The following is a 24,839-nucleotide window of genomic DNA, read 5'->3' on the forward strand; positions in this document are numbered from 1 at the left end:
GTATAATTATTGAGAATTTAGAAAAATTCTAAGTTCTCTTAAAATTTCTTGTGGATTTAAATCGCTAATTTCTTTATAAAAATGACCTTTTTCATCAATAAGATAAAGCATATTGCTATGTGCTATAGAATAACCCATAAAAGAATCATTTAGATCTATTTTTTGATATTGAACATTATATTGTTTTGTTATTTTTTGAAGAGTTTTTTCATCTTTTGCAATTAAGGCATCTGCTTTTGGGTAAAAGTATCGTAACCATTCGTTTGTATTGCTTAAGTTGTTATCTCTATTTAGATCTAAAGAAATAAAAAGAAGGTGAGCCTTAGGATTATTGATTTGCTTTAAGGCTTTGCCTACTAAACTAAGAGTTGCCGGACAAACATCAGGGCAATAAGTATATCCAAAATAGATAATAAGCTTATCTCCTTTAAAATCTTTTAGGGTGGTTTCCTCTTTTAAGTCTGATTTTAAGATAAAATCATAAGAATTTTGATGATTTTTAATAAAAAATATTACACCTAAAATAATGGCAACTATAACTATAAACAAAATAATATTTTTTTTCATTTTTTTAGCTCAAAATCAAAATAAAACCCTATGGGTTTATTATTATCCATAAATTCTACCCTAAAACGCATAGTATCTAAAACGCAAGTGGCAAGAACTATTTTACTTTCATAGTCTGTTGAATTTAATCGATGTATTTTAGGTTTAATTTCACCCATATACATATTTAATCCATAAATTTTAATTCCCAAGTTGTTATAATTTCCTAGATTTACAATCTTTAGATTTGTAACATCTAAAGATTGTAAGGGTTTGGGATTTAGGGAAATTAAGACTTCTTTATTATTAAAACTATATGTGCAGTCTTTAACATTAAGATCGCAAGTCAATGGGGTAGAAAAATCAGCTTTTGTTATTTTTTTAGAATCTTTTATTATATAAAAATCAAAAATAATATATAAAATAACAATAACAAAAGCAAAAGCTAGGATAAAAATAATTTTTCTCATTAATTAAAATTCTTTAGAATCAATATTTTTTAACTCTATGATTTTATGATTATTAAATTTTAAATCTAAATTTACCTTCGTGTCTTTAATAATAGGTTTTTTTAGTTTTAAAAGCATTATATGGTAACCTCCTGATTTAAGCTCTGTGCTTGAATGAGCTTTTATAATAATTTCAGGAATTTTTTGCATCATCATTTTTCCATCTTTATGTATATGTGTATGCAGTTCACTGACTTCACTGATATCGCTTTTGGCACTTATTAGAGCAATATCCTTATCAGTATTATTAAAAATGGTAAGAAAAATAGCACTATTTTGCGCATGAGGTGGAGTTTGTTTTACAAAGGCATTTTTTACCTCTATATCATTAACAGCCCAAAGATTTACAGCAAAAAGAGCACCTAAGAGAAGAATTTTTTTCATATTGTATCCTTATTTTTATAATATTAAATATTTGTTCATTATATCAAAAAATATTTTTATTTGAATATAAAATTTTGAAAATTTTTCAATGTGTGTTACCTGTTTGAAAATTTTTTTGCATAGTAACATCAAAATCAAAGAAAAAACCAGTTGGAGCATTATTGTTTAAAAATTCAACCCTAAATCTAGAATCATCGGTAATGCTTCTACCTATAAAATTTATAAGAATATCACCATTAACTATATTAAATTTAGGAATGATATTGCCTATATAGGAATTTAAACTATAAATTTTAATCTTTAAATTAGAATAATGAGGAAAATTTTTAATTTTTATAGTAGTTTTATTGAAAATTTTTATAGGTTTTGGGTAGGCTGAAACTTCAATATTTTTTTTATTAAAAGAAAAAACACAATCTTGTAAATTTAAGTTACAAGTTAGAGGTTGGCATGTATTTAAGCTAAATACACTTTCTTTCTTTTTATCATATAATGCATAAAAAGCTAAAAACAAAATGCCTAAAAAAGACATTCCTATAAAAAAATTTCTTATCATTATAGACAACCTTTTAAAACAAGCCTTTATGATTTATAAAAAATTATATCATAAATAAGGCCGCATTGTTAATATAATTAATATTTTTTAAGAAAAAAAATATTATAATCACAAACATTTTTGACTTAAAAAATTTTGAAATACCTAAGGAAAAACATTGTTAAAACGACTTGCTTTATTAATTACACTTTCTTCATTGATGTTGCATGCCTCAGATCTTGTTAAAATTTATCTTAATCAAGGATTAGATGCTGTTGGTGTAGCGATTGAAAAAGAATTAACTCAAAAGGATTTTTGGTTAAGTGAAATAGGAGATAAAAATATTTCACTTGGATACTATGATGATAATGTTGCTATCGTGCTTACAAATAAAACAGATAAAATTCTCCGTGTTTATTCTTATGAGGACGGAAAAATAAGAAAAGATTTTGAACAAAAAGAAATAATAACTGGATTAATGGGCGATAAAAAAATAGAAGGAGATTTGAAAACGCCAGTAGGTTTTTATGAGTTAGGCCGTAAGTTTAATCCAGGTGATCCTTATTATGGTCCCTTTGCTTTTGCTACAACTTATCCAAATTTACTTGATAAAGTACAAGGAAAAACAGGTGGTGGTATTTGGATCCATGGCTATCCTTTAGATGGTTCTAGACTTGATGAATTTAAAACAAGAGGATGTATTGCTTTATTTAATAATAATTTGGAGAAATTTGCACAAGTTGTACAAGATAAAAAAGTTTTTGTTATGACAGAAGAAAAAGAAAAAATTAGAGCTAAAAAGGATCAAATAGCTAGTTTATTGGCTGATCTTTTTACATGGAAACTAGCTTGGACAAATAGTGACACTAATACCTATTTAAGTTTTTATGATGAGCAAGAATTTAAACGTTTTGATAAAATGAAATTTGAACAGTTTGCTTCCATGAAAAAATCTATTTTTTCTCGTAAAGAAGATAAAAAGATTAAATTTTCAGATATTAATATCAGCCCTTATCCGAATTTAGAAAATGAAACTATGTATAGAATTTCATTTTATGAGGATTATTACACTAAAAACTATCAGTTTAGAGGCGATAAAATTTTATACGTTAAGATAGATAGTAAAGGTAAAATGAAAATTTTAGCAGAGCAATAAATGTCTTTAATAAAAATTGATCAAAAAGCTTATGAATATAATTTAAGACATATTGCTAAAAAAATAGGGAGTTTTCAAAGATTAATTTGCGTTTTTAAAGATAATGCATATGGACATGGAGCTAAGCTTTTAGCTCCATTAGCCAAAAATTTAGGAGTTTCTTTTGTTGCTGTTAAGAGTGAAGAAGAAGCTCAAGAAATCGAAGAATTTTTTGAGAATATATTAATACTATCACATCGTCCTCATGGTAATGAAAATTCTCGATTTATTTATGCTTTAAATGATATTTCCCAAGTAAAAAAATACAAGCAAGATATAAAAATACATCTAAAAATAGATACAGGCATGCATCGCAATGGAATTTGTGTAGAAAATTTAGAGCATGCTATAGATCTTATTCGAAGTAGTGATTTAAAACTTACTGGAATGTTTACACATTTTGCTAGCGCAGATGAAATGGATGGAAGTTTTTTTGTTCAAAAAGAAAATTTTCAAAAAGCTAAAAAGATAGTAAAAAAATATTTTTCAAATTTATTATTTCATTCGCATAATTCTGCAGCATTATTTAGAGGGAAAATTCCTGAAGATGAATATTGTAGAGTTGGGCTTGTTCAATTTGGATATGGGGATTCAAATTTAAAAAAAGTTTTAAGCTTGTATGCTCATAGATTAAGTCAAAGAATTTTACAAAAAGGACAGAGTATAGGATATGGAGGCATTTTTACTGCTGCAAAGGATATGGAAGTAGCAACTTATGATTTGGGTTATGCTGATGGTCTTTTCCGTTACAATGGAAAAGGGGAGTTGGTGCTTGGAAATGGAAAAACAATACTTGGAAAGATGTCAATGGATAGTTTTTCTTGTGAAAATTCTGGTGAGGAAATTTGCGTGTTTAAAGATGCTGATATTTGGGCTGATTTTTTTCATACTATTAACTATGAAATTTTAGTAAAATTAAATCCTAATATTCAAAGAGTTCTAGTATAAATATGTTTAATATAGTTTTAGTCCACCCTAGAATACCGCAAAATACAGGTAGTATAGGTAGAATGTGCTTTAATGCTGGTTTTAAACTTCATATTGTTAAACCAACTGTTTTTGATATTTCACAAAAGGCTGTTAGAAGGGCAGGACTTGATTACTGGGATAAATTAGAGCCTATTATTTGGGAGAATCTTGAAGAATTTTTGAATGAAAATATGATTTATAAAAATCGCTTTTTTTTCGCAACAACTAAGAGTCAAAAAGCTTATTTTGATGCAGAATTTCAAAAAAATGATTTCTTATTCTTTGGAAGTGAGAGTTATGGTTTGCCTATGGAATTAATGCAATTAAATTGGGAAAATGCTATAACTATACCTATGAAATCTTATGGAAGAAGTTTAAATTTAGCCACAAGCGTTGGTATAATCTCTTATGAAGCTTTAAGACAAAATTTTAGAAATTTTGCTTCTTAAAAGTTTCAAATTTACACAATAGCTTAAAACAAATAAAATCATAAAGTCCTTTTTATAAAAATTATGTTAAAGTAAAATTTAGATTATTTTTTGAGGAGTTTGGATGAAATTAGATATTATGCTAGATTTTGCCAATAAAGCGTCTGATATTATAGCTAATAAGATTGTCCCAAATACAGACATTATTATGGTAGTTTTACTTATTGTTTGTGGGCTTTATTATAGTTTTTTAACTCGCTTTGTTCAGTTTCGTATGTTGAGTTCTGTATTTAAAATTCTTACAGAAAAAAACGAAGGACACGCTAAAGAACATATTTCACCTTTTCAAGCATTAATGATCTCAACTGCTTCTAGAGTTGGTATAGGAAATATTGCTGGAATTTCTTTGGCATTGGCTACAGGTGGAGCTGGTGCTTTATTTTGGATGTGGGTTATGGCATTTTTTGGTGGTGCCTCAGCATTTGCTGAAAGTACCTTAGCTCAAGTTTACAAATCAAAAGATGATACAGGCGGGTTTAAAGGTGGTCCAGCTTATTATATAAAAAAAGCTTTAGGCTCACATTTTTTTGGAGCTTTTTTTGCTTTTATTCTTATTATTACTTATGCTTATGGATTTAATGGACTTCAAAGTCAAACAATGACTTCGTCTTTTAAAGTTTATTATGATATGTTTAATCCAAATGCTGCTGTAGATTTTGCATCAAGTTCTTGGCCAATGATTATTGGTATTGTTTTAACTATTTTTGGTGCATGGATGTTTTTTTCTCACCATACTAAAATAGGTAAAATTAGTTCTTTAATTGTTCCTTTTATGGCTTTAGCTTATGTTTTACTTGCCGTGATTGCTGTTTTAATGAATTTTGATAAAATTCCTTCTGTGATTCATATGATTTTACAAAGTGCTTTTGATTTTAAAGCGATTTTTGGTGGTTTTGCTGGTTCTGCTTTGGTTATAGGGATTAAAAGAGGACTTTTTTCAAATGAAGCGGGTATGGGCTCGGCACCTAATGCAGCTGCAGCAGCTTTGACAAGTCATCCAGCTAAACAAGGTGTTATACAAGCCTTTTCAGTTTTAATTGATGTTGTTATTTGTACAAGTTCTGGATTTTTAGTTCTTTTTTCTATGGCATATTTAGGACTTGGAGAAAGTAAAATTGATGGTGGAATGCCTTTAGTTCAAGAAGCTATGCGTGAGTATTACGGTAGCTTTGGAATCCATTTTATTACTATAGCTATTGTTCTTTTTGCAATAACTTCTTTAATAGGAAATTATTATTATGCTCAAGCTAATGTTAAATATTTAACAAATTCCAAATTTGTAATGAATTTGTTTAGAATTACAGCTGTGGCTATGATTTTTATAGGCTCGCAAATGAATTTAAAACTTGCTTGGAATTTGGCTGATTTGACTATGGCTTTCATGGCAACGACAAATATTATATCTTTATTGCTTTTAGGTGGTATAGTAAATAAGGTTTTAAAAGATTTTAATACGCAACAAAAATCTGGTATAGATCCTAAATTTAATGCTAGCAAACTTGGAATTAAAAACGCTGAATGTTGGGATTAAAATTCATAAGCCTTAGTGGCTTATGAATTAATGATTTAAAACCTTGTTTAAAAATTCTCTCAATCTTTCATTGCTAGGATTTTCAAATACTTCTTTAGGGCTTGCATCAACAGCAATTTTTCCTTTATCCATAAAAAATATACGATTGGCAACATTTCTAGCAAAGCCCATTTCATGAGTTACTACAAGCATAGTTAAACCTTCTTTTGCAACATCTTTCATAATGCTTAGAACCTCGCCTATCATTTCAGGATCTAGAGCTGAAGTAGGTTCATCAAATAAAATAACATCAGGATTCATCATCAAGCTTCTAGCAATAGCTATGCGTTGTTTTTGTCCGCCAGAGAGCTTATGGGGCATTATATTTTCTTTGTCTGCTAAGCCCACCTTAGCAAGAAGTAATTTTGCTTTTTTTATGGCTTCTTCTTGACTTAAAATTCCTGTTTTAATGGGCGTTAAACATAAATTTTCCATAACATTTTTATTAGCAAAAAGATTAAAATGCTGAAATACCATGCTAACTTTTTGCCTGATCTTATTAATATCAATTTCTTTATCAAGTATGTTTTGTTTATTGATTAAAATTTCCCCACTATCAGCTAGTTCTAAGCGATTGATGCAGCGTAAAAATGTACTTTTTCCGCCTCCACTTGGACCTATGATAGCTATTACATCGCCTTTTGAGATTGTAGTGTTAATATTTTTTAAAACTTCTAATTCTCCATATTTTTTTTGTAAATTTTTAACTTCAATCATTTTTATTCATCCTAAGTTCAAGTTTTTTTGCAAAATAGCTAAAAATTTTTACGCTTACGTAATAAACAAGTCCAGTGAAAATAATAGGTTTTGGATTGTAAAGTACGGCTTGCAAGCTTTGACTTTGCATGGTAATATCAATAACACTAATAAATCCTACAACAGAAGTTTCCTTAAATAAAGAAATAAATTCATTAGCTAATGCAGGTAGAATGTTTTTAGTAGCCTGAGGAAGAATAATTTCTTTCATTGAAGTTTTGTAATCAAGTCCCATTGCTCTTGCAGCTTCCATTTGTCCTTTATCTACACTATTAATGCCACTTCTTACAATTTCTGCTATATAAGCCGAGCTATTAAGTCCTAGTGCAAGAATGGCTGCATAAAGGTTGTCTATAAAAGTAAAAATTACAAAAGCAAAAATCATCAATTGTAAAATTACCGGTGTTCCTCGTATAATGTCTATATATTCATCTATAATAAAATTAAGTGTTTTAAATTTAGAGAAGCGTAAAATAGCTAAGCTAAAACCAATAATCACTCCGATAATAACAGCACAAGCAGTTAATAAAAGCGTAATAAGATAACTTTTTAAATAAGCTTTTGCATTTTCTGTATAGCCATAGCTTACAACTCCACTAGGATCTTGAATTTTTAATATTTCTATCGGGAAAGAAAAATAGCCCCATAAAATAATAATAACAAAAAAAACAAAAATTCTTATATTTTTCTGATTCAATTTGTAAACCTTTTCAGAGAAATTATTTAAAAAAAGATTTTATAGAAATATCTTTGAATTTTCTCTAAAGATTTAAAAAAATGTGTTAGAATTTCCCAAAAATAAGGTTGTATTTATGGAAATTTTAGATTTCATTCTAATAGTTATTTTTGTGTTTTTAATGATTGTTTTGGTCATAGGTTTTAATCGTCAAATGATGCAAAAAAACAAAGAAAGAGAAGAAAGATTTAAAAAATATAAAAAAGGAGAACAAAATGAGTAAAAAAGTATTAATTCCATTGGCTCAAGGTTTTGAGGAAGCTGAATTTATAGGAATTGCGGATGTTTTAAAACGAGCAAGAGAATTAAATCCAGATTTGGAAGTTGTTATAGCTTCGTTAAACAGTGAGTTATTAGTAAAAGGTGCTAATGGCATTAGTATAAAAGCAGATTGTTCTATAGAGGATGTTGATATAGAAAATTTAGATGCCATTGCTTTGGCGGGTGGCTTTGAAGGTATGATGAATCTTAAGAATTCAAATGTTATTTTAAATATCATTAAACAACTTCATAGCAAAAATAAAATTGTTGCCGCAATCTGTGCTTCTCCTATAGTCTTAAATGAAGCAGGTGTTTTAGAGGGCGAGTTTGCTTGCTATCCTAGTTGTGAAGTTGGACTTAATGGAAATCGTGTTAACAAGGCTGTAGTTGTAAATAAAAATGTTATAACTTCAGCAGGTCCAGCTACGGCAATTCTTTTTGGTTTAGAGCTAGCTAAAAAGTTATGCGGTGATGAAATTTATCAAAAATTATATGAGGGAATGTTGCTACCTTTGACAAAATAGTTTAAATGGTAGTTTTTCTACCATTTAAACTAAAATAAAGCTTGAGGATTTTCTTTTTTTGTTTTTTCCTTAGGCAGTTCAAAACCTCCAAGCATATGAAAATGCAAATGAAAAACTTCTTGTCCACTATTTTTTCCACAGTTTGTTACCAAGCGATATCCACTTTTATCTACACCTAAAAGAACAGCTAATTCTTGTATGAAACTTGTCATTTTGGCCATAAGTTCAGGATCAAATTCTTGAAAGTCTTTAAAATGTTTTTTAGGGATTATAAGTATATGTATAGGTGCTTTGGGTGCAATATCATGAAATGCTAGAAAATCGTCACTTTCAAGCACTTTATTGCATGGAAGTTTACCTTCAACTATGAGTTCAAAAATTGTTTTTTCTTGCATTATTTATCCTTTTTTATTGTTGGTTTGATACAATTATATCTTTAAAGTTTGGTTTTTATGCTGAATTTAAAATAGTTTTTAATAGAATTAGAACTTGAAATATTTTATTTAAGGTAAGAAAATTGCAAAATTTTATAGAACAGATTCAAAAATGTGAGAATTTAAATGATTTGGAAGCCATTAGGATTTCCGTTCTTGGAAAAAAAGGTATTTTAACAGAAGGCTTTACAAAGCTTAAAGAGTTAGAAGATGAGGCGAAAAAAGAATTTGCTGCTAAATTAAATGCACAAAAAGAAATATTTAATGAGGCTTATTTAGCCAAATTTAAAGATTTGGAAAATCTTGCTTTAGAAGAAAGAATGAAACAAGATGCTTTAAATTTTAACTATTTTGATGAAAGTATTACAACAGGTGCCTTGCATCCTGTTATGAGCACCATGGATAAAATCATAGAGTATTTTATAGCTTTGAATTTTAGCATAGAAAAAGGGCCTTTAATAGAAGATGACTTTCATAATTTTGAAGCGTTAAATTTGCCTAAATCTCACCCTGCAAGAGATATGCAAGATACCTTTTATTTTGATGATAAAAGGCTTTTAAGAACACAAACTTCGCCAGTGCAAATACGGACAATGCTTGCACAAAAACCTCCTATTAGGATGATAGCCCCTGGTGCTGTATTTAGAAGAGATTTTGATATTACGCATACTCCTATGTTTCATCAAGTTGAAGGCCTTGTGGTGGAAGAAGGGCAAAAGGTTAGCTTTGCAAATTTAAAAAGTGTATTGGAAGATTTTTTGCGTTATATGTTCGGAGATGTGAAAGTTCGTTTTCGTCCAAGTTTTTTCCCATTTACAGAGCCTTCTGCTGAAGTTGATATTTCTTGTGTATTTTGCAAAGGAAAGGGTTGTAGAGTTTGCAAACATACAGGTTGGCTTGAAGTTTTAGGATGTGGAATAGTTGATCCTAATGTTTATAATTTTGTTGGTTATGAAAATGTAAGTGGTTATGCCTTTGGATTGGGAGTAGAGCGTTTTGCAATGCTTTTGCATCAAATTCCAGATTTAAGATCTTTATTTGAAGGTGATTTGAGATTATTGGAGCAGTTTAGATGATAATTACTAAAAGTTGGTTGAATGATTGGTTAGAACTTGAAGAAATAAGTTCGGATAAAATAGCTAAAACTTTAAACTCTATAGGTATAGAAGTTGATAGGGTTGGCGCTTTAAAGGCTCCAGATAAAGTTGTTGTAGGCTATGTTAAGGAAAAAATTAAACATGAAAATTCAGATAAATTAAGCATTTGTCAAGTTGATATCGGAAGTGAAACCTTGCAAATTGTCTGCGGTGCTGCGAATGTTGATGCAGGACAATTTGTAGCTGTTGCAACTAAAGATGCTATCATGCCAAACGGTATGGAAATAAAAGAAGCAAAATTACGAGGAGTGGATTCTTGTGGTATGCTTTGTTCTAGTTTAGAACTGGGTTTTGAAAAAATCAATGAAGGAATTATGCTTTTAGATGAGAGTATAGGGAAATTAGAACTTGGGAGAGCTTTAAATACTTATGAAATTTTTAATGATGAGCTAATAGAAGTAGAACTTACTCCTAATAGGGGTGATTGTTTAAGTATTTATGGTATTGCTCGTGATTTGGCTACAGCTTTAAATTTAAATTTAAAAGAACCAAAACCATTCAAAGAAAGTGAAAATGTTTTAGGTATCGGTAGAATTTTGCGCTTAGCAGCTGAGAAAGAACTTAATGGACTTTATAATTATCGAGCCATAGAGTTAAAAGAAGAAATTCAAACAAACTTATTACTTAGTTTAAGACTTGCTCAAATTGAAGGTTTGGGAAAAAATTCCATAGAAAATTTATTAAATTATGCAACGCATTCAACTGGTGTTCTTTTTAATGCTTATGATTTAAGTAGTTTTTCTGAAAAAGATGAAGAATTTACCATTAATTTAAGCAAGCAAGTGCATGGAGAAACAAAAGTATCTTGCAAAGATAAACTTTTAAGCTTTAGTGGAATTTTCCAAAATAATGAAAGTAGATGCAAAGATGATTCTAAAATAATTATTATTGAGGCTAATTATACCGATCCATTGGTAATTGCAGATGCTAAAATATATCATAAAGATCAAGATGAAAAAATGCTTTATAGAAGTTTTAGGGGAAGTGAACCTAAATTAAATTTAGGAATGGATTTTTTGCTTAGTATTTTTGAGCAGATTCCAAATCTTGTTATTTATAGTTCTTCTCAACAAATTTTAACCGACAAAGAATTACCAATCATACCAATAAGCATTGAAAGTATTGGCGATATAATAGGGCAAAATGTTGATAAAGATGAAGTATTAAAAATATTGAAAAAATTAGGTTTTGAACTCATACTTTCAGGTGAAGGGCTTATAAATGTTAAAGCACCTTTACATCGTCCTGATATTAAAAATTTATCAGATATTTGCGAGGAAGTTGTAAGAATTATAGGTATTGATAATATTGCTTCCAAGGGTTTAGAATTTATAGAAAAAAATCGTTTAAATTCTGCATATAAAAATTATATTGAGTTTTTGAATTTAAGGAAAAGAGCAGTAGCTAGTGGTTATTTTGAAAGCTTACATTATGTTTTGGATAATGAAGAAGAACTTAAAAGATTGGGTTTTGACTCTGTTAAATTAAAACTAATTAATCCAATTACAGCAGAACTTAATACTTTAAGAACAACCCTTTTAAATCATTTGTTAAATGCAGCAAGTTTAAATGCAAAAAATTCTAAAAAAATTATTAAACTTTTTGAATTAGGGGCTGTTTTCAATGTTAATAATCAAGAATTAAATCGTATTGCATTTATCCATTCTGGCTTAAAAGAAGAAGCTAAAATTTCCAACAAGGCCAAACCTGAATCGGTGCAATTTTATGATTTTCTTTTAGATATTAAAAATATTATAGGTGATTTTAAACTAAAATCATCAAAATATAATATTTTAAGCCCTTATGAACAAGCAGATATTTATCTATCGGATATTAAAGTAGGTTTTATAGGCCGTTTGCATTTAAAAATAGAAAATGAGAGAGATTTACCAAAAACATATATTTGCGAACTTGATTTAGATTTAATCAGGCAAGATTTTAAAATAGCTAAGCCTTACTCCAAATTCCCAGCTATCACTAGAGATCTTAGCGTGTTAATACCTAAAGGTTTTGAATACAATCAGATTAAAAATTGTATCGAAGAATTGAATTTAGAAATACTTGAAAATTTTCGTTTAGTTGATATTTATAGTGATGAAAACCTTAAAGAATTTTATAGCATTACTATAAGTTTTTCTTTTAGGGATATAAATAAAACTCTAGAAGATAATCAAGTGAATGAATGTATGGATAAAATTTTAAATACTCTTAAAAATTTGGGTCTTGATTTAAGATGAAAATTTACAAATTGCAAACCCCTGTAAATGCTATACTTGAAAATATAGCAGCAGATAAAAGCATATCTCATCGTTTTGCTATATTTTCGCTTTTAACACAAGAAGAAAATAAGGCTCAAAATTATCTCTTAGCTCAAGATACTTTAAACACTCTTGAAATTATAAAAAATCTTGGAGCTAAAATTGAACAAAAAGATTCTTGCGTCAAAATTATACCCCCTAAAGAAATTTTATCTCCAAATTGTATTTTAGACTGTGGAAATTCAGGAACTGCTATGCGTTTGATGATAGGATTTTTAGCAGGAATTTCTGGTTTTTTTGTTTTAAGTGGAGATAAGTATTTAAACAATCGTCCTATGAGAAGGATAAGCAAACCACTTACTCAAATAGGCGCTAGAATTTATGGAAGAAATGAGGCAAATTTAGCTCCACTTTGTATAGAAGGTCAAAAATTAAAAGCTTTTAATTTTAAAAGCGAAATTTCTTCGGCTCAAGTTAAAACAGCTATGATTTTATCTGCTTTTAGAGCTGATAATGTATGCACTTTTAGTGAAATTTCTCTTAGTCGAAATCATAGTGAAAACATGCTAAAGGCTATGAAAGCTCCAATAAGGGTTAGTAATGATGGCTTAAGTCTTGAAATAAATCCTTTAAAAAAACCTTTAAAAGCTCAAAATATAATCATTCCTAATGATCCTTCTTCGGCTTTTTATTTTGTTTTAGCAGCTATTATTTTGCCTAAATCTCAAATTATTTTAAAAAATATTTTGCTTAATCCTACTCGTATAGAGGCGTATAAAATTTTGCAAAAAATGGGTGCCAAGCTTGAAATGACAATAACTCAAAATGATTTTGAAACTATTGGTGAGATCAGGGTGGAGTCTAGCAAGCTTAATGGCATAGAAGTTAAAGATAATATCGCTTGGTTAATAGACGAAGCGCCTGCTTTGGCTATAGCTTTTGCTTTGGCTAAGGGTAAATCTAGTTTAATAAATGCTAAAGAATTACGCGTTAAAGAAAGCGATAGGATTGCTGTGATGGTTGAAAATCTAAAGCTTTGTGGTGTTGAAGCTAGAGAACTTGATGATGGTTTTGAAATAGAAGGTGGATGCGAACTAAAATCTTCAAAAATTAAAAGCTATGGAGATCACCGTATTGCTATGAGTTTTGCTATTTTAGGTTTGCTTTGCGGAATCGAGATTGATGATAGTGATTGTATAAAAACTTCTTTTCCAAATTTTATAGAGATTTTATCAAATTTAGGAGCTAGGATTGATTATTGAATTAGCAAAAAACTATGGTTTTTGTTTTGGTGTTAAAAGAGCTATTAAAAAAGCAGAACAAATAAAAGATGCCGCAACTATAGGCCCTCTTATTCACAATAACGAAGAAATTTCTCGTTTGCAAAAAAATTTTAATGTCAAAACTTTGGAAAATATACAAGCTTTAAGTAATGAAAAAAAGGCTATTATAAGAACTCATGGTATTACAAAGCAAGATTTAGAAGAATTGAGAAAAAAAGATATAGAAATTTTTGATGCCACTTGTCCTTTTGTTACAAAACCACAACAAATTTGCGAGCAAATGAGTAAGGAGGGTTATGAAGTTGTTATTTTTGGAGATGAAAATCATCCCGAAGTTAAAGGAGTCAAAAGTTATGTAAGTACAAAAGCTTATGTAGTTTTGGATAAAAAAGAACTTCAAAATATAAAACTTCCTAATAAAATAGCTGTAGTAAGCCAAACAACTAAGAAGCCTGAGCATTTTATGGAGATAGTAAATTTTTTAATACTTAAAACCAAAGAAGTAAGAGTTTTTAACACTATATGTGATGCAACCTTTAAAAATCAAGATGCCATTAAAGAACTCTCGCTTAAAAGTGATGTTATGGTTGTTGTAGGGGGTAAAAACTCAGCCAATACAAAACAACTTTTTTTAATTGCAAAAACCAATTGTGAAGATAGCTATCTAATTGAAACCGAAGAAGAGTTAAAAAAAGAATGGTTTTTGGATAAAAAACATTGCGGCATTAGTGCAGGTGCTAGTACTCCTGATTGGATCATACAAAAAGTTATCGCCAAAATAAAAAATTTTAAAATTAATTAAAAAATGTTTTCAAATAGAATAAAAAAGTCAAAAATTTAAAAAAAATTAACAAAAATAAAAAAACTTAACACTAATTAAAGAAAAATAAGGTAAAATCAATCAATTTCTAAAAATTATTTTAAAGGACCATAATGAGCGAGGTGAACAAAAAAGTTCAAGGCGGCGTAGATGATTATCTTGAGGAAGAAGATTTTGGACAGCTTTTAGAAGCTTTTGATAAATCAAGAGAAGAGGCTACAACAGAGGGTGTGATTGTAGAGATCAAAAATGATGAAGTTTATGTAGATATAGGTAAAAAATCTGAAGGTATTTTAGCTCTTAGCGAAATACAAGGTGACAATTCTAAGCTATTGTTTAATGTAGGCGATAGTATTAAAGTTGCTGTTATGGGTTCTCGTGGTGGCAGATCTTTACTTTCTCATAAAAAAGCTTTGAGAAAAGAAAAAGTTATTGAATTTATTAAAAACTATCAAGAAAATCAAGATGATATTTTTACCGTAAAAGTAGTTGGAAAAAATAAAGGCGGATTGATAGTTGTTGATGAAAATGATGTTGAATTTTTCTTACCAAAATCTCAATATGGCTTTAAAGAAACAAATAATATTATAGGTAAAACGTTTAAAGTTAAAATTATTAAAATCGACAAAGATGAGCAAAGTATCATTGTTTCTCGTAAAAAAACTTTAGATGATGAGAGAAGAAAACGAAAAGAATTGATCAATAATATAGCACAACAAGAAGATTTAATTGAAGGTATTGTAAAAAAAATTACCACTTATGGTATGTTTGTAGATGTAGGAGGTGTTGATGGCCTTGTTCATTACAGCGAAATTTCTTACAAAGGACCTGTAAATCCTGGAACACTTTATAAAGAGGGCGATAAAGTTCCAGTTAAAGTAATAAAGTATGATAAAGAACGCAAACATTTATCCTTATCTATAAAAGCGGCTTTACCTGATCCATGGAGCGAGATAAAAGATACTCTTGATGTAGGTGATACCATTAAAGTAATAGTATCAAATATAGAACCTTATGGTGCTTTTGTAGATTTAGGAAATGATATAGAAGGATTTTTACATATCAGTGAAATTTCTTGGGATAAAAATATTAAAAATCCAAAAGATTATATCAACAAAGGTCAAGAAATTGATGTTGAAGTAATTGAAATCAATCCAAATGAAAGACGCTTAAGAGTATCTTTAAGAAATTTACTTTCTAGACCTTTTGATGGATTTATGAAATCTTACAAAATTGCAGATGTGGTTGAAGGAGAAATTACCTCAGTAACTTCTTTTGGTGCATTTGTTAAACTTGGTGGTATTGAAGGTTTATTGCATAATGAAGATGCTTCTTGGGATAGAAACGATAAATGCAAAGACAAATTCTCTCAAGGGGATAAAATCAAGGTAAAAATTATCAAAATAGACGAAGAAAACCAAAAAATATCATTAAGCACAAAAGAATTAAGCAGTTCTCCAGTGCAAGAATATGCCAAAATTCATAAAGTCGGCGATATTGTAAAAGGCACTATCCGTGATATTAAAGATTTTGGTGTTTTTGTAGAGCTAAGTAAAAATGTTGATGCTTTAATTCATAAAGAAGATATAAGCACTTCTATGCTTGAAAATTTAAAAATTGGCGACGATATTGAAGCTGCTATAGTTTTTATTGATGAAAAGAAAAATAGAATTCGCCTAAGTGTTAAAAATCTTGTTAGAATGAAAGAAAGAGAAGTTCTTAATGAAATCAATAATGATGATAAAGTGACTTTAGGTGATATCATTAAAGATCAGCTAGCTTAATGAAAAAATACATTACAATAAGCATTTTGAGTATTTTATTACTCATTTTGCTTGCTGTTGTTTTTACATTGCTTTGGCAATTTAAAGCTAATGTAAATTTCATTCCACAATTTGCTAAAGATACAAATACACAGCCAAGCATTCAAACCCAAAATCAAGATCTTTCATGGCAAGAAGAATTAGCAAAATGGCCTACAAGAGATTTTACCCCAGCAGCAGAAAAATTTACCTTATATTTTGATGCGGATACTAGCGAGCTTAAGGAGAAAAATAAATATTATCAACTTATAGTTGGAAAATATGATATTTATTCTATGTTTTGCTTAAGACAGACTTTAAATTCTTTTAATGTGAAGTATTTTCTTCTTAAATCAGGTGATAGTCCAGAAATCTTTTTGGATACAGGTAATGAAAAACTTATAGATGATATTATCAAAGAATTAAAAAAATATAAAATAAATACAGAAGTAAAGGAAATTTGGTTATGAAAAAAAAGATTATAGTATGTGATGCTATTTTGGATAAAGGTGTCGATATTCTAAGAAAAGCTGAAGATATTGAGCTTATAGAAGCTGCAAAAGTTCCAAAAGATGAACTTATGCAAATGCTAAGTGATGTTGAAGTTGCTATTACTAGAAGTTCTACGGATGTAGATGTAAATTTCTTAAATCATGCCAAAAAATTAAAAGCGCTTGTGCGTGCTGGGGTGGGCGTAGATAATGTTGATATTCCAGAGTGTTCTAAAAGAGGAGTGATTGTGATGAATGTCCCAACTGCAAATACTATTGCCGCAGTTGAACTAACAATGGCACATCTTTTAACATCAGCTAGAAGCTTTGTCAATGCTCATAATTTTTTAAAAATTGAAAGAAAATGGGAAAGAGAAAAATGGTATGGCATTGAATTGATGAACAAAACGCTAGGGGTTATAGGTTTTGGAAATATAGGTTCAAGAGTGGCTATCCGCGCTAAAGCATTTGGTATGAAAATTTTAGCCTATGATCCGTATATTTCTGCTTCTAAGATTACAGATTTAGATATGGAGCAAGCAAAAAATTTAGATGAAATTTTAGAAAAAAGTGATTTTATTACCATTCACACACCAAAAACCAAAGAAACCAATGGTATGATAGGAAAGCAAGAAATTGCAAAAATGAAAGATGGAATAAGATTAATAAATTGTGCTCGTGGAGGATTGTACACAGAAGAGGCTTTATATGAAGGTTTAAAAAGTGGTAAAATAGCTTGGCTTGGTATAGACGTGTTCGATAAAGAACCTGCGACTAATCATCCTCTTTTAGACTTTGAAAATATTTCAGTTACTTCTCACCTAGGAGCAAATACTTTAGAAAGTCAAGACAATATCGCAAGAGAAGCTTGTGAGCAAGCATTAAGCGCAGCACGAGGCGTGGCTTATCCTAATGCCTTAAATTTACCAATTAAAACTGAAGATTTACCACCTTTTGTAGCTCCTTATATAGAACTTGTTTCTAAAATGGCTTTTTTAGCTGTTCAAATTGATAAAAATCCTATAAAAAGTATTAAATTAGAGGCTGAAGGAATTATTGGCGAGTATGCAAATTCTATGCTAACCTTTGCAGCTGTTGGTGCTTTGGGTGGAATTTTAGGAGAGAAAATTAATTATGTTAATGCAGAATTTGTAGCCAAAGAAAAAGGAGTTGAGTTATCTTGCGAAACTCTTCCAAATAGTGGTTATAATAATAAACTTAGCGTTAAAATTATCACCGAAAATTCAAATATCAGTGTTTCAGGAACAGTATTTAATGAAAATGAACAACGCATAGTTGGATTAAATGGCTTTAAAACTGATTTTAAGCCAAAAGGGAAAATGGTTATTTTTAAAAACAAAGACATACCAGGAGTTATAGCTAAAATCAGTTCCGTTTTGGCAGCTAAAAATATCAACATAGCTGATTTTAGGCTTGGTAGAGATGGTTTTGGGTATGCTTTGGCTGTTGTTTTGATTGATGAAAAAGTTCAAAAAGAAGTATTAGATGAACTAAAACAATTAGAGGCGTGTGTATTTGTCCAATATGTTGAAATTTAAAATTTTAATTATAGAAGATGATATAGATTTAAACGAACTGCTTGTTTTAAAGTTAAAATCTAGTGGTTATGAAGTTATATCTTTAGCGGATTTTTTTGGAGTTGAAGATTTGCTCGATAATGAGCAAATCGATCTTTTAATAGTCGATAGAAATTTGCCAAGTGGGGATTCTTTAGAAAAAATTCAAGATTTAAGAGAGCAAGGATACAAAGAAGCAGTTATTTTTCTTACAGCCAAGGCTTTGCATCAAGATTTGCTCGAAGGCTTTGAAAGTGGTTGTGATGATTATGTTTGCAAACCTTTTGATTTTAATGAGCTTTTGCTTCGCATTAAAGCAATTTTAAAACGCCATAAGAAAGAAGAAGAAAAGCTATCTTTTGGTGATTTTATTTTAGATTTGGCTAATTATGAATTCTTTTACAAAAATCAAAAATTAGAAATCTCAAATCTTGACTATGAGCTTTTAAAATGTTTTTTTGAAAATCCAAATACCTTGCTTACTAGACAATTTTTAAGCGAAAGTGTTTGGAAAGATGATACTACAAGTGATAAAACAATCAATATAGCTCTAACAAGACTTAGAAATAAATTTCCAAAACTAAAAGATCATATTATAAGTGTTAGGGGTGTTGGCTATAAATTATGCTAAAAACTAAAAATATTTTTATAGTTTTTTTTGTTGTATTGGCTTTGATTTTTGGGTTTATTTTTTATACTTTTACTAATTCTTATCTTAATTTCTTGCTTACAAAACAATATGAACAAAAAATCAAAAGCCTTGATGATGTTTTAAAATTTTCTCTCTTAGAGCATTTAAATGATGCCAATATTAAGGATTTTGCTAAAGATACTAGGGCTGATTTTATTATCCTAAACAATGATATGAAAATAAGTTCTGTAAAAAATCCTGATTTTTTTTCTAATCTTAAAGAAGGAGAAATTTTAAATTTCAATTCAAAAAAAATTCTTACCAAAAGCTTTATTTACAAAGGATATAAATATATTATTATTGTTTATCCTCGTTTTTTAGATTTAGAACTTTTTTGGATAAAAATAGCAATCGGTTTTGGAGTGTGCTTGCTGTTTGTTTTTATTTTGATGTTGTTAGGTAGAAGAATAGAGAAAAATTTTAATAAAATTTTGGATTTTTTGGATTCTATAAGTGATCATAAAGTTGTTATATTAGAAAAAGGAATGTTTAAAGAATTTAATTTACTAAATGAGAAACTTTTAAAAACTAAGGATAAAATTCTAAAGAATACCCAAAAAAATAAAAAACAAAGCGATAAAATCACTTTAAAAAATACTCAGCTTGCTAGCGTGATTTCTGCTATTTCACATGAGCTTAAAAATCCTTTAAGCGTGATTGATCTTAGCTTAGAAATATTAAAAGATGAGAAATTAGAAGATAAAAAATTAAAAAAGGAATTGCTAGAAAAAATTTCGCGTCAAAGCATTAAACTTAATGCTTTGACCCATAAGCTTAATTTTGTTTTTAATCTTAATAGTGAAGCCTTGCAAATGCAAGAATTTGATCTTTTTTTTCTATGTGAAAAAATCACTAAAAACCCAGGCTTTGAAAGAGTTGTATTGCAAGGTAAAAACACGAAAGTTAAGGCTGATGAATTTTTAATCGAGCAAGTGATTATAAATTTGCTTTCTAATGCTTTAAAATATAGTCAAAAAGAAGTCATTTTAACAGCAAGAGATCAAAAAATAATAGTGCAAGATTTTGGAAAAGGCATAGAAGAAGATAAAATAAAATTGATTACAAAAAAATTTTATAAAATTGATGTAAAAAGCGATAATTCTTTTGGTTTAGGACTTTTTTTAGTAAAGAAAATTTTAAATATACATAAAAGTTATCTTGAAATTTCTAGCACTTTAGGCTATGGTTCTAGTTTTAGCTTTAAACTCAGTCAAGGATAAAAAATGGCTCTTATAGATTTAATTGAAGCTTCAAAAAAATTTGGAGACAAAATAGTTTTAAATGAAGCAAATTTTAGTGCAAACGAGGGAGAAAAGATTGCTATTATAGGCAAAAATGGAGAAGGAAAATCTACTTTTTTAAAAACGCTTTTAGGCACACTTCCTTTAGATAGCGGTAGAGTAATAAGACAAAATGGAAAAAGCATAGCCATGCTTTCACAAACCGTTGATTTTAATGCAAATTTAAGTGTAAAAGAAGCTATCAAGCAAGAGCTTGCAGAAATTTACAATGCCTTAGAAGAATATGAAATACTGCATAAAAAATTAGAAGAAGAACCTAACAATAAAGATTATCTTAAAAAAATAGATACACTTATGACTTTGATTGATAGTAAAGATGCTTGGAATATAGAATCTAAAATAATACGCGTTTTAAAAGAATTTAGTTTGCTTGAGTATGAAAATCGCATTATATCTACTTTAAGTGGCGGAGAGATACGCCGCGTTGGGCTTTGCATACTTTTACTAAAAAATCCTGATATTTTATTGCTTGATGAACCAACTAATCATTTAGATGTATATATGACAAGCTTTTTGGAAGAATTGCTAAAAAATTCAAAGATGTGTGTGATTTTTATTTCCCATGATAGATATTTTATTGACGCTATAGCACACAAGTGTGTAGAAGTAGAGCAGGGTAAACTTAGTATTTTTAAAGGCGGATATGCAAACTATTTAGAGAAAAAAACACAAATTTTACAAAGCCTTGCTAAGAGCCATGAAACTCTTTTAAAACAATTAAAAAGTGAAGAAGAATGGCTTAGAAGAGGGGTAAAGGCAAGACTTAAAAGAAATGAAGGACGAAAAGAACGCATTTTTAAAATGCGTGAAGAAGCGAAAAAAAATCCTGGAGCAATTAAACGTTTAAAACTTGAAATTTCAAGAGCGGCTTTAAATTTTAATGGAGAAAAAACGATCAATCGTAAAAAAATGCTTTTTGAGCTTAAAAATATAAGCAAAAATATAAACGATAAAAATCTTTTTAAAGATTTTTCAACGCGTATTTTACAAGGTGAACGCATAGCTATCGTAGGAAGAAATGGTTGTGGGAAATCAACATTGTTAAAAATTCTTCTAGGACAAATCAAACAAGATAGCGGCGAAATAAAACGTGGAGAGCTTAAGATAGGATATTTTGATCAGGCTAGAAGCTTGGTAAATTCTGATAAAAGTTTGCTTGAAATTTTTTGTCCCAATGGTGGAGATAGGGTTGAAGTTCGTGGTAAAAATATGCATGTTTATGGATATTTGAAAAATTTTTTATTTCCTAAGGAATTTTTAGATAAAAGCGTAGCTCTTTTAAGCGGTGGAGAGAAAAATCGCGTTGCTTTAGCCTTGCTTTTTACTAAAGAATATGATGTTTTGATTTTAGATGAGCCAACTAATGATCTTGATATAGCTACGATTAATATATTAGAAGAATATTTACTTAGTTTTGAAGGGGCTATTTTGCTAGTATCGCACGATAGATACTTTGTTGATAAAATCGCAACAAAACTTTATGCTTTTGAGGGAGATGGATATATAAATATTTTACACACTCTTTACACTGAATATCTTGAAAATGAAAAAGAAATTGAAGAATTGGATAATTTTGCTTTAGAGCTTCAAACTCAAGAGCAAAATAATAACCAAAAAGAAAAAAGCTCTAAAAAATTAAGCTACAAAGAAAATGAGATATTAAAAAACTATCCTGAAAAAATAGATTTTTTAGAGCAAAAGATAGCTAAATTAAATCAAGATTTATCCGATCCAAATGTATATCAAGAAATAGGTATTAACAAGCTTTATCAAGAACTTGAAGTAATGCAAAAAGAACTTGAAATTCTAGAAAATGAGTATTTTTTAGTATTAGAGAAAAGCGAGAATTTATAATTAAAAAGATTTTATATTTTTTTACTCTATGGAGCGGGAAACGAGATTCGAACTCGCGACCCCAACCTTGGCAAGGTTGTGCTCTACCCCTGAGCTATTCCCGCAAAAAATAAGTGGTGCCCGAGGTCGGACTCGAACCGACACAAGGTTGCCCTTACCAGATTTTGAGTCTGGCGCGTCTACCAGTTTCACCACTCGGGCTCATTTTTAAGATTTAAAGCTAAAATTATACTTTTTTAGGCTAAAAAATACTTTAAAAATAAAAAGTATTTTCAAAAAGACGATATAAAATTATATAATTTAAATTTTTGGAACAGTTATTGCTTTTGTTTATTAGCAATATTTGAAAAGATTTTAACTTTAATACTTTAGAGGAAAAAAATGAGAATTACAAATAAACTTAACTTCACAAATAGTGTGAATAATTCTATGGGCGGTCAAAGTGCTTTATATCAGATATCTCAACAACTTGCTTCAGGTTTAAAAATTCAAAATTCATATGAAGATGCAAGCACTTATATAGATAATACGCGTCTTGAATATGAAATTAAAACATTAGAGCAAGTAAAAGAATCAACTAGTAGAGCTCAAGAAATGACTCAAAATAGCATGAAAGCTTTACAAGACATGGTTAAACTTCTTGAAGATTTTAAAGTTAAAGTAACTCAAGCTGCAAGCGATAGCAATTCTCAAACCTCAAGAGAGGCTATAGCAAAAGAACTAGAACGCATAAAAGAAAGTATAGTTCAGCTTGCAAATACCAGTGTTAATGGTCAGTATCTTTTTGCAGGTTCTCAAGTTGCAAACAAACCTTTTGATTCTAACGGAAATTATTATGGAGATAAAAATAATATTAATGTAGTAACTGGAGCTGGAACTGAAAGCCCGTACAATATACCAGGCTGGGATTTATTTTTTAAAGCGGATGGAGATTATAAAAAACAAATAAGCACCAATGTTAGTTTTACAGATAATCGTTGGGATCTTACTCAAAATCCTGATAAAACTAAATATCTCACAGGAGATTCTAAATGGCAACAGCTTATCGGACAAGGTTATGTAAAAGATAATAGCTTAGATGCTGACAAAGACTTCGAATATGATGATAGTAAACTAGATTTTCCTCCAACAACTCTTTATGTTCAAGGAACCAAGCCTGATGGAACAAGTTTTAAAAGTGCTGTACTCGTCAAACCCGAAGATACTTTAGAAGATGTAATGGAAAATATTGGAGCTCTTTATGGTAATACTCCAAATAATAAAGTAGTAGAAGTAAGTATGAATGATAGTGGTCAAATTCAAATTACAGATCTAAAGCAAGGTAATAATAAACTCGATTTTCATGCTGTAGCTTTCACACCACAAGCTGATGATAAAACTGAATTAAATAATATTATCCAAGCAGCACAGAATGAAGGTATTACAATGGAAGATGTTACAAACAGGGTTATGACTGCTGCACTAGGAAATCCCAATAATGGAGATATTACAAATTTAAATAATCCTGTAACCATTCAAATTAACGGACAAAACTTTGAAATTGATTTAAAACAAACTGATTTTATCAAAAGTAAAATGACAGATACAGATGAAAATGCTGCTAATGGAGCTGATTACGATAATGTGTATTTTGAAAAAAATGGCAATACTGTTTATGGTAATGTTTCTCAAGTTATCAAAGGAAGCAATGCTTATGCCACTGATTCAACCAAACTTAGCGAGGTAATGGCAGGAGATAGCCTAAATGGTACTACTTTAAATTTAAAAGTCAATTCCAAAGGTGGAAATTCTTACGATGTTACTATAAATTTACAAACTTCAACTGTAAGCTATCCTGATCCTAATAATCCAGGTCAAACCATAAGCTTTCCTATTATGCATACTAATCCTGCAACTGGAAATAGTGGGGTTGTTACAGGATCAAATGATATTACTTATGGTCAAATTAATGATATTATAGGTATGTTTGCTGCAGATAAAATTCCTACAACAACCATACAAGCCAATAATGGTCAAATTAATAATGCAGATTATACCCAAATACAACAACTCATGAAAGATTCACAAGCTACTGTTGATGTAAGTATGGATTATAAAGGTCGTATTAGTGTTACTGATAAACTTTCTTCAGGCACTAATATAGAAATTTCTCTTAGTGATTCTCAAAGTGGCCAATTTCCAGCACCTCCTTTTACCACAACTTCTACTGTACAAAATGGTCCAAATTTTAGTTTTAGCGCGAATAATTCTTTAACTATAGATGAGCCAAATGTGGATATTATTAAAGATTTAGATTCAATGATTGATGCTGTTTTAAAAGGCAATATGAGAGCAGACTCCGAAAGTGAAAACCCTAGAAATACAGGTATGCAAGGAGCTTTAGAAAGACTTGATCATTTAGCAGATCATGTTAGCAAGCTTAATACAACTATGGGAGCATATCATAATACTATCGAAGGTGTTAATACACGCACATCCTTTTTAAGCGTTAATGTCCAAAGTATAAAATCAAATGTGATTGATGTAGATTATGGTGAGGCAATGATGAATTTAATGCAAGTTCAACTTGCATATCAAGCTTCTCTTAAAGCTAGTACAACAATTTCTCAACTTAGCTTATTAAATTATATGTAAAATTTTTTATGGTATAATTTGGCTTTGATTTTATTTTCAAGGAAAGAATATTAAAAAAGAAGCC

24 protein-coding genes and 2 tRNA genes are annotated in these 24,839 nt (G+C 29.4%); 17 read left to right on the forward strand and 9 right to left on the reverse strand.

Annotation, left to right across the window (positions count from 1 at the left end; genetic code table 11):
- Positions 1–6 precede the first annotated feature (6 nt).
- The 4 genes from AJN56_RS07770 to AJN56_RS07785 all read right to left on the reverse strand — a co-directional run bounded on the left by AJN56_RS07770 (position 7) and on the right by AJN56_RS07785 (position 1,995).
- Entirely contained in the window at positions 7–567 is a 561-nt protein-coding gene (locus tag AJN56_RS07770; protein WP_002856825.1) for an SCO family protein, read from the reverse strand.
- Complete coding sequence (locus AJN56_RS07775) at positions 564–1,016, reverse strand: hypothetical protein (protein WP_002857165.1); 453 nt, start codon at positions 1,014–1,016, stop codon at positions 564–566. Before AJN56_RS07775 ends, AJN56_RS07770 begins: the two co-directional genes overlap by 4 nt.
- Positions 1,017–1,019: 3 nt before the next feature.
- Positions 1,020–1,439, reverse strand: coding sequence for a copper chaperone PCu(A)C (locus AJN56_RS07780; protein WP_002856967.1), 420 nt, complete (start codon positions 1,437–1,439; stop codon positions 1,020–1,022).
- An 85-nt stretch (positions 1,440–1,524) separates the two neighbouring features.
- Entirely contained in the window at positions 1,525–1,995 is a 471-nt protein-coding gene (locus AJN56_RS07785; protein WP_002869164.1) for a hypothetical protein, read from the reverse strand.
- 157 nt (positions 1,996–2,152) lie between these two features.
- Here AJN56_RS07785 and AJN56_RS07790 point away from each other — a divergent pair, with 157 nt between their 5' ends.
- The 4 genes from AJN56_RS07790 (at position 2,153) to AJN56_RS07805 (ending at position 6,157) form a co-directional block, all read left to right on the forward strand.
- The gene (locus tag AJN56_RS07790) at positions 2,153–3,130 is read left to right on the forward strand and encodes a murein L,D-transpeptidase family protein (protein ID WP_002856863.1); all 978 of its coding nucleotides are present in this window, start codon (positions 2,153–2,155) and stop codon (positions 3,128–3,130) included.
- Complete coding sequence (locus tag AJN56_RS07795; RefSeq protein ID WP_070246392.1) at positions 3,131–4,117, forward strand: alanine racemase; 987 nt, start codon at positions 3,131–3,133, stop codon at positions 4,115–4,117.
- A 2-nt stretch (positions 4,118–4,119) separates the two neighbouring features.
- The gene (locus AJN56_RS07800) at positions 4,120–4,587 is read left to right on the forward strand and encodes a tRNA (cytidine(34)-2'-O)-methyltransferase (protein WP_002859556.1); all 468 of its coding nucleotides are present in this window, start codon (positions 4,120–4,122) and stop codon (positions 4,585–4,587) included.
- Positions 4,588–4,690: 103 nt separating this feature from the next.
- Entirely contained in the window at positions 4,691–6,157 is a 1,467-nt protein-coding gene (locus tag AJN56_RS07805) for an alanine/glycine:cation symporter family protein (RefSeq protein ID WP_002899931.1), read from the forward strand.
- Positions 6,158–6,184: 27 nt separating this feature from the next.
- Here AJN56_RS07805 and AJN56_RS07810 read toward each other — a convergent pair whose 3' ends face one another.
- Both AJN56_RS07810 and AJN56_RS07815 read right to left on the reverse strand, forming a co-directional pair.
- Complete coding sequence (locus tag AJN56_RS07810; protein ID WP_002858785.1) at positions 6,185–6,913, reverse strand: amino acid ABC transporter ATP-binding protein; 729 nt, start codon at positions 6,911–6,913, stop codon at positions 6,185–6,187.
- Positions 6,906–7,649 (reverse strand): amino acid ABC transporter permease, encoded by a 744-nt coding sequence (locus AJN56_RS07815; RefSeq protein ID WP_002865915.1) that lies wholly within the window; start codon positions 7,647–7,649, stop codon positions 6,906–6,908. Before AJN56_RS07815 ends, AJN56_RS07810 begins: the two co-directional genes overlap by 8 nt.
- 82 nt (positions 7,650–7,731) lie before the next feature.
- On the opposite strand from AJN56_RS07815, the gene AJN56_RS07820 reads away from it, so the two are divergent.
- Positions 7,732–7,911, forward strand: a complete 180-nt coding sequence (locus AJN56_RS07820; protein ID WP_011812746.1) for a hypothetical protein — start codon at positions 7,732–7,734, stop codon at positions 7,909–7,911.
- Positions 7,904–8,473 (forward strand): DJ-1 family glyoxalase III, encoded by a 570-nt coding sequence (locus AJN56_RS07825; protein ID WP_002869165.1) that lies wholly within the window; start codon positions 7,904–7,906, stop codon positions 8,471–8,473. Before AJN56_RS07820 ends, AJN56_RS07825 begins: the two co-directional genes overlap by 8 nt.
- 29 nt (positions 8,474–8,502) lie before the next feature.
- On the opposite strand, the gene AJN56_RS07830 is transcribed toward AJN56_RS07825, so the two are convergent.
- Positions 8,503–8,868 carry a histidine triad nucleotide-binding protein gene (locus AJN56_RS07830; RefSeq protein ID WP_002857192.1) on the reverse strand — a complete coding sequence of 122 codons (366 nt, stop codon included), beginning with the start codon at positions 8,866–8,868 and terminating at the stop codon, positions 8,503–8,505.
- A 122-nt stretch (positions 8,869–8,990) separates the two neighbouring features.
- Here AJN56_RS07830 and pheS point away from each other — a divergent pair, with 122 nt between their 5' ends.
- The 10 genes from pheS to abc-f all read left to right on the forward strand — a co-directional run bounded on the left by pheS (position 8,991) and on the right by abc-f (position 22,141).
- Complete coding sequence (gene pheS, locus AJN56_RS07835) at positions 8,991–9,983, forward strand: phenylalanine--tRNA ligase subunit alpha (RefSeq protein WP_002852567.1); 993 nt, start codon at positions 8,991–8,993, stop codon at positions 9,981–9,983.
- On the forward strand, positions 9,980–12,301 hold the full coding sequence (pheT, locus tag AJN56_RS07840) for a phenylalanine--tRNA ligase subunit beta (RefSeq protein ID WP_002869166.1): 2,322 nt from the start codon (positions 9,980–9,982) through the stop codon (positions 12,299–12,301). Before pheS ends, pheT begins: the two co-directional genes overlap by 4 nt.
- Positions 12,298–13,584, forward strand: coding sequence for a 3-phosphoshikimate 1-carboxyvinyltransferase (aroA, locus tag AJN56_RS07845; RefSeq protein ID WP_002852577.1), 1,287 nt, complete (start codon positions 12,298–12,300; stop codon positions 13,582–13,584). The genes pheT and aroA overlap by 4 nt, the downstream gene beginning before the upstream one ends.
- The gene (locus tag AJN56_RS07850; protein WP_002867459.1) at positions 13,574–14,407 is read left to right on the forward strand and encodes a 4-hydroxy-3-methylbut-2-enyl diphosphate reductase; all 834 of its coding nucleotides are present in this window, start codon (positions 13,574–13,576) and stop codon (positions 14,405–14,407) included. The genes aroA and AJN56_RS07850 overlap by 11 nt, the downstream gene beginning before the upstream one ends.
- 131 nt (positions 14,408–14,538) lie before the next feature.
- On the forward strand, positions 14,539–16,209 hold the full coding sequence (locus AJN56_RS07855; RefSeq protein WP_002869168.1) for a 30S ribosomal protein S1: 1,671 nt from the start codon (positions 14,539–14,541) through the stop codon (positions 16,207–16,209).
- Positions 16,209–16,697, forward strand: coding sequence for a hypothetical protein (locus tag AJN56_RS07860; RefSeq protein ID WP_002856886.1), 489 nt, complete (start codon positions 16,209–16,211; stop codon positions 16,695–16,697). Before AJN56_RS07855 ends, AJN56_RS07860 begins: the two co-directional genes overlap by 1 nt.
- Positions 16,694–18,277, forward strand: coding sequence for a phosphoglycerate dehydrogenase (gene serA / locus AJN56_RS07865; protein ID WP_002869169.1), 1,584 nt, complete (start codon positions 16,694–16,696; stop codon positions 18,275–18,277). The genes AJN56_RS07860 and serA overlap by 4 nt, the downstream gene beginning before the upstream one ends.
- Complete coding sequence (locus tag AJN56_RS07870) at positions 18,264–18,926, forward strand: response regulator transcription factor (RefSeq protein ID WP_002869170.1); 663 nt, start codon at positions 18,264–18,266, stop codon at positions 18,924–18,926. The genes serA and AJN56_RS07870 overlap by 14 nt, the downstream gene beginning before the upstream one ends.
- Positions 18,920–20,206: a sensor histidine kinase gene (locus AJN56_RS07875; protein ID WP_070246401.1), complete on the forward strand. Its 1,287-nt coding sequence runs from the start codon at positions 18,920–18,922 to the stop codon at positions 20,204–20,206. The genes AJN56_RS07870 and AJN56_RS07875 overlap by 7 nt, the downstream gene beginning before the upstream one ends.
- A 3-nt stretch (positions 20,207–20,209) precedes the next feature.
- Positions 20,210–22,141 carry a ribosomal protection-like ABC-F family protein gene (abc-f, locus tag AJN56_RS07880; protein ID WP_002856890.1) on the forward strand — a complete coding sequence of 644 codons (1,932 nt, stop codon included), beginning with the start codon at positions 20,210–20,212 and terminating at the stop codon, positions 22,139–22,141.
- Between the two features lie 29 nt (positions 22,142–22,170).
- On the opposite strand, the gene AJN56_RS07885 is transcribed toward abc-f, so the two are convergent.
- A tRNA-Gly gene (locus AJN56_RS07885) sits at positions 22,171–22,245 on the reverse strand.
- Between the two features lie 10 nt (positions 22,246–22,255).
- Positions 22,256–22,342 (reverse strand) — tRNA-Leu (locus tag AJN56_RS07890).
- Positions 22,343–22,522: 180 nt separating this feature from the next.
- Here AJN56_RS07890 and flgL point away from each other — a divergent pair.
- Positions 22,523–24,775: a flagellar hook-associated protein FlgL gene (gene flgL / locus AJN56_RS07895; protein ID WP_070246404.1), complete on the forward strand. Its 2,253-nt coding sequence runs from the start codon at positions 22,523–22,525 to the stop codon at positions 24,773–24,775.
- Positions 24,776–24,839: the final 64 nt, after the last annotated feature.

Source organism: Campylobacter sp. BCW_4319 (assembly GCF_001764435.1).
GTDB classification, from domain to species: domain Bacteria; phylum Campylobacterota; class Campylobacteria; order Campylobacterales; family Campylobacteraceae; genus Campylobacter_D; species Campylobacter_D jejuni.

Excerpts from the sequence above, each read along its gene's own strand:
- AJN56_RS07825 (WP_002869165.1), top strand. The coding sequence starts at position 7,904 with ATGAGTAAAAAAGTATTAATTCCATTGGCTCAAGGTTTTGAGGAAGCT.
- serA (WP_002869169.1), top strand. The coding sequence starts at position 16,694 with ATGAAAAAAAAGATTATAGTATGTGATGCTATTTTGGATAAAGGTGTC.
- pheT (WP_002869166.1), top strand. The coding sequence starts at position 9,980 with ATGATAATTACTAAAAGTTGGTTGAATGATTGGTTAGAACTTGAAGAA.
- AJN56_RS07775 (WP_002857165.1), bottom strand. The coding sequence starts at position 1,016 with ATGAGAAAAATTATTTTTATCCTAGCTTTTGCTTTTGTTATTGTTATT.
- AJN56_RS07770 (WP_002856825.1), bottom strand. The coding sequence starts at position 567 with ATGAAAAAAAATATTATTTTGTTTATAGTTATAGTTGCCATTATTTTA.
- AJN56_RS07830 (WP_002857192.1), bottom strand. The coding sequence starts at position 8,868 with ATGCAAGAAAAAACAATTTTTGAACTCATAGTTGAAGGTAAACTTCCA.
- AJN56_RS07795 (WP_070246392.1), top strand. The coding sequence starts at position 3,131 with ATGTCTTTAATAAAAATTGATCAAAAAGCTTATGAATATAATTTAAGA.
- AJN56_RS07785 (WP_002869164.1), bottom strand. The coding sequence starts at position 1,995 with ATGATAAGAAATTTTTTTATAGGAATGTCTTTTTTAGGCATTTTGTTT.
- AJN56_RS07860 (WP_002856886.1), top strand. The coding sequence starts at position 16,209 with ATGAAAAAATACATTACAATAAGCATTTTGAGTATTTTATTACTCATT.
- AJN56_RS07805 (WP_002899931.1), top strand. The coding sequence starts at position 4,691 with ATGAAATTAGATATTATGCTAGATTTTGCCAATAAAGCGTCTGATATT.
- AJN56_RS07800 (WP_002859556.1), top strand. The coding sequence starts at position 4,120 with ATGTTTAATATAGTTTTAGTCCACCCTAGAATACCGCAAAATACAGGT.
- aroA (WP_002852577.1), top strand. The coding sequence starts at position 12,298 with ATGAAAATTTACAAATTGCAAACCCCTGTAAATGCTATACTTGAAAAT.
- AJN56_RS07810 (WP_002858785.1), bottom strand. The coding sequence starts at position 6,913 with ATGATTGAAGTTAAAAATTTACAAAAAAAATATGGAGAATTAGAAGTT.
- AJN56_RS07875 (WP_070246401.1), top strand. The coding sequence starts at position 18,920 with ATGCTAAAAACTAAAAATATTTTTATAGTTTTTTTTGTTGTATTGGCT.
- AJN56_RS07780 (WP_002856967.1), bottom strand. The coding sequence starts at position 1,439 with ATGAAAAAAATTCTTCTCTTAGGTGCTCTTTTTGCTGTAAATCTTTGG.
- AJN56_RS07855 (WP_002869168.1), top strand. The coding sequence starts at position 14,539 with ATGAGCGAGGTGAACAAAAAAGTTCAAGGCGGCGTAGATGATTATCTT.
- abc-f (WP_002856890.1), top strand. The coding sequence starts at position 20,210 with ATGGCTCTTATAGATTTAATTGAAGCTTCAAAAAAATTTGGAGACAAA.
- flgL (WP_070246404.1), top strand. The coding sequence starts at position 22,523 with ATGAGAATTACAAATAAACTTAACTTCACAAATAGTGTGAATAATTCT.
- AJN56_RS07870 (WP_002869170.1), top strand. The coding sequence starts at position 18,264 with ATGTTGAAATTTAAAATTTTAATTATAGAAGATGATATAGATTTAAAC.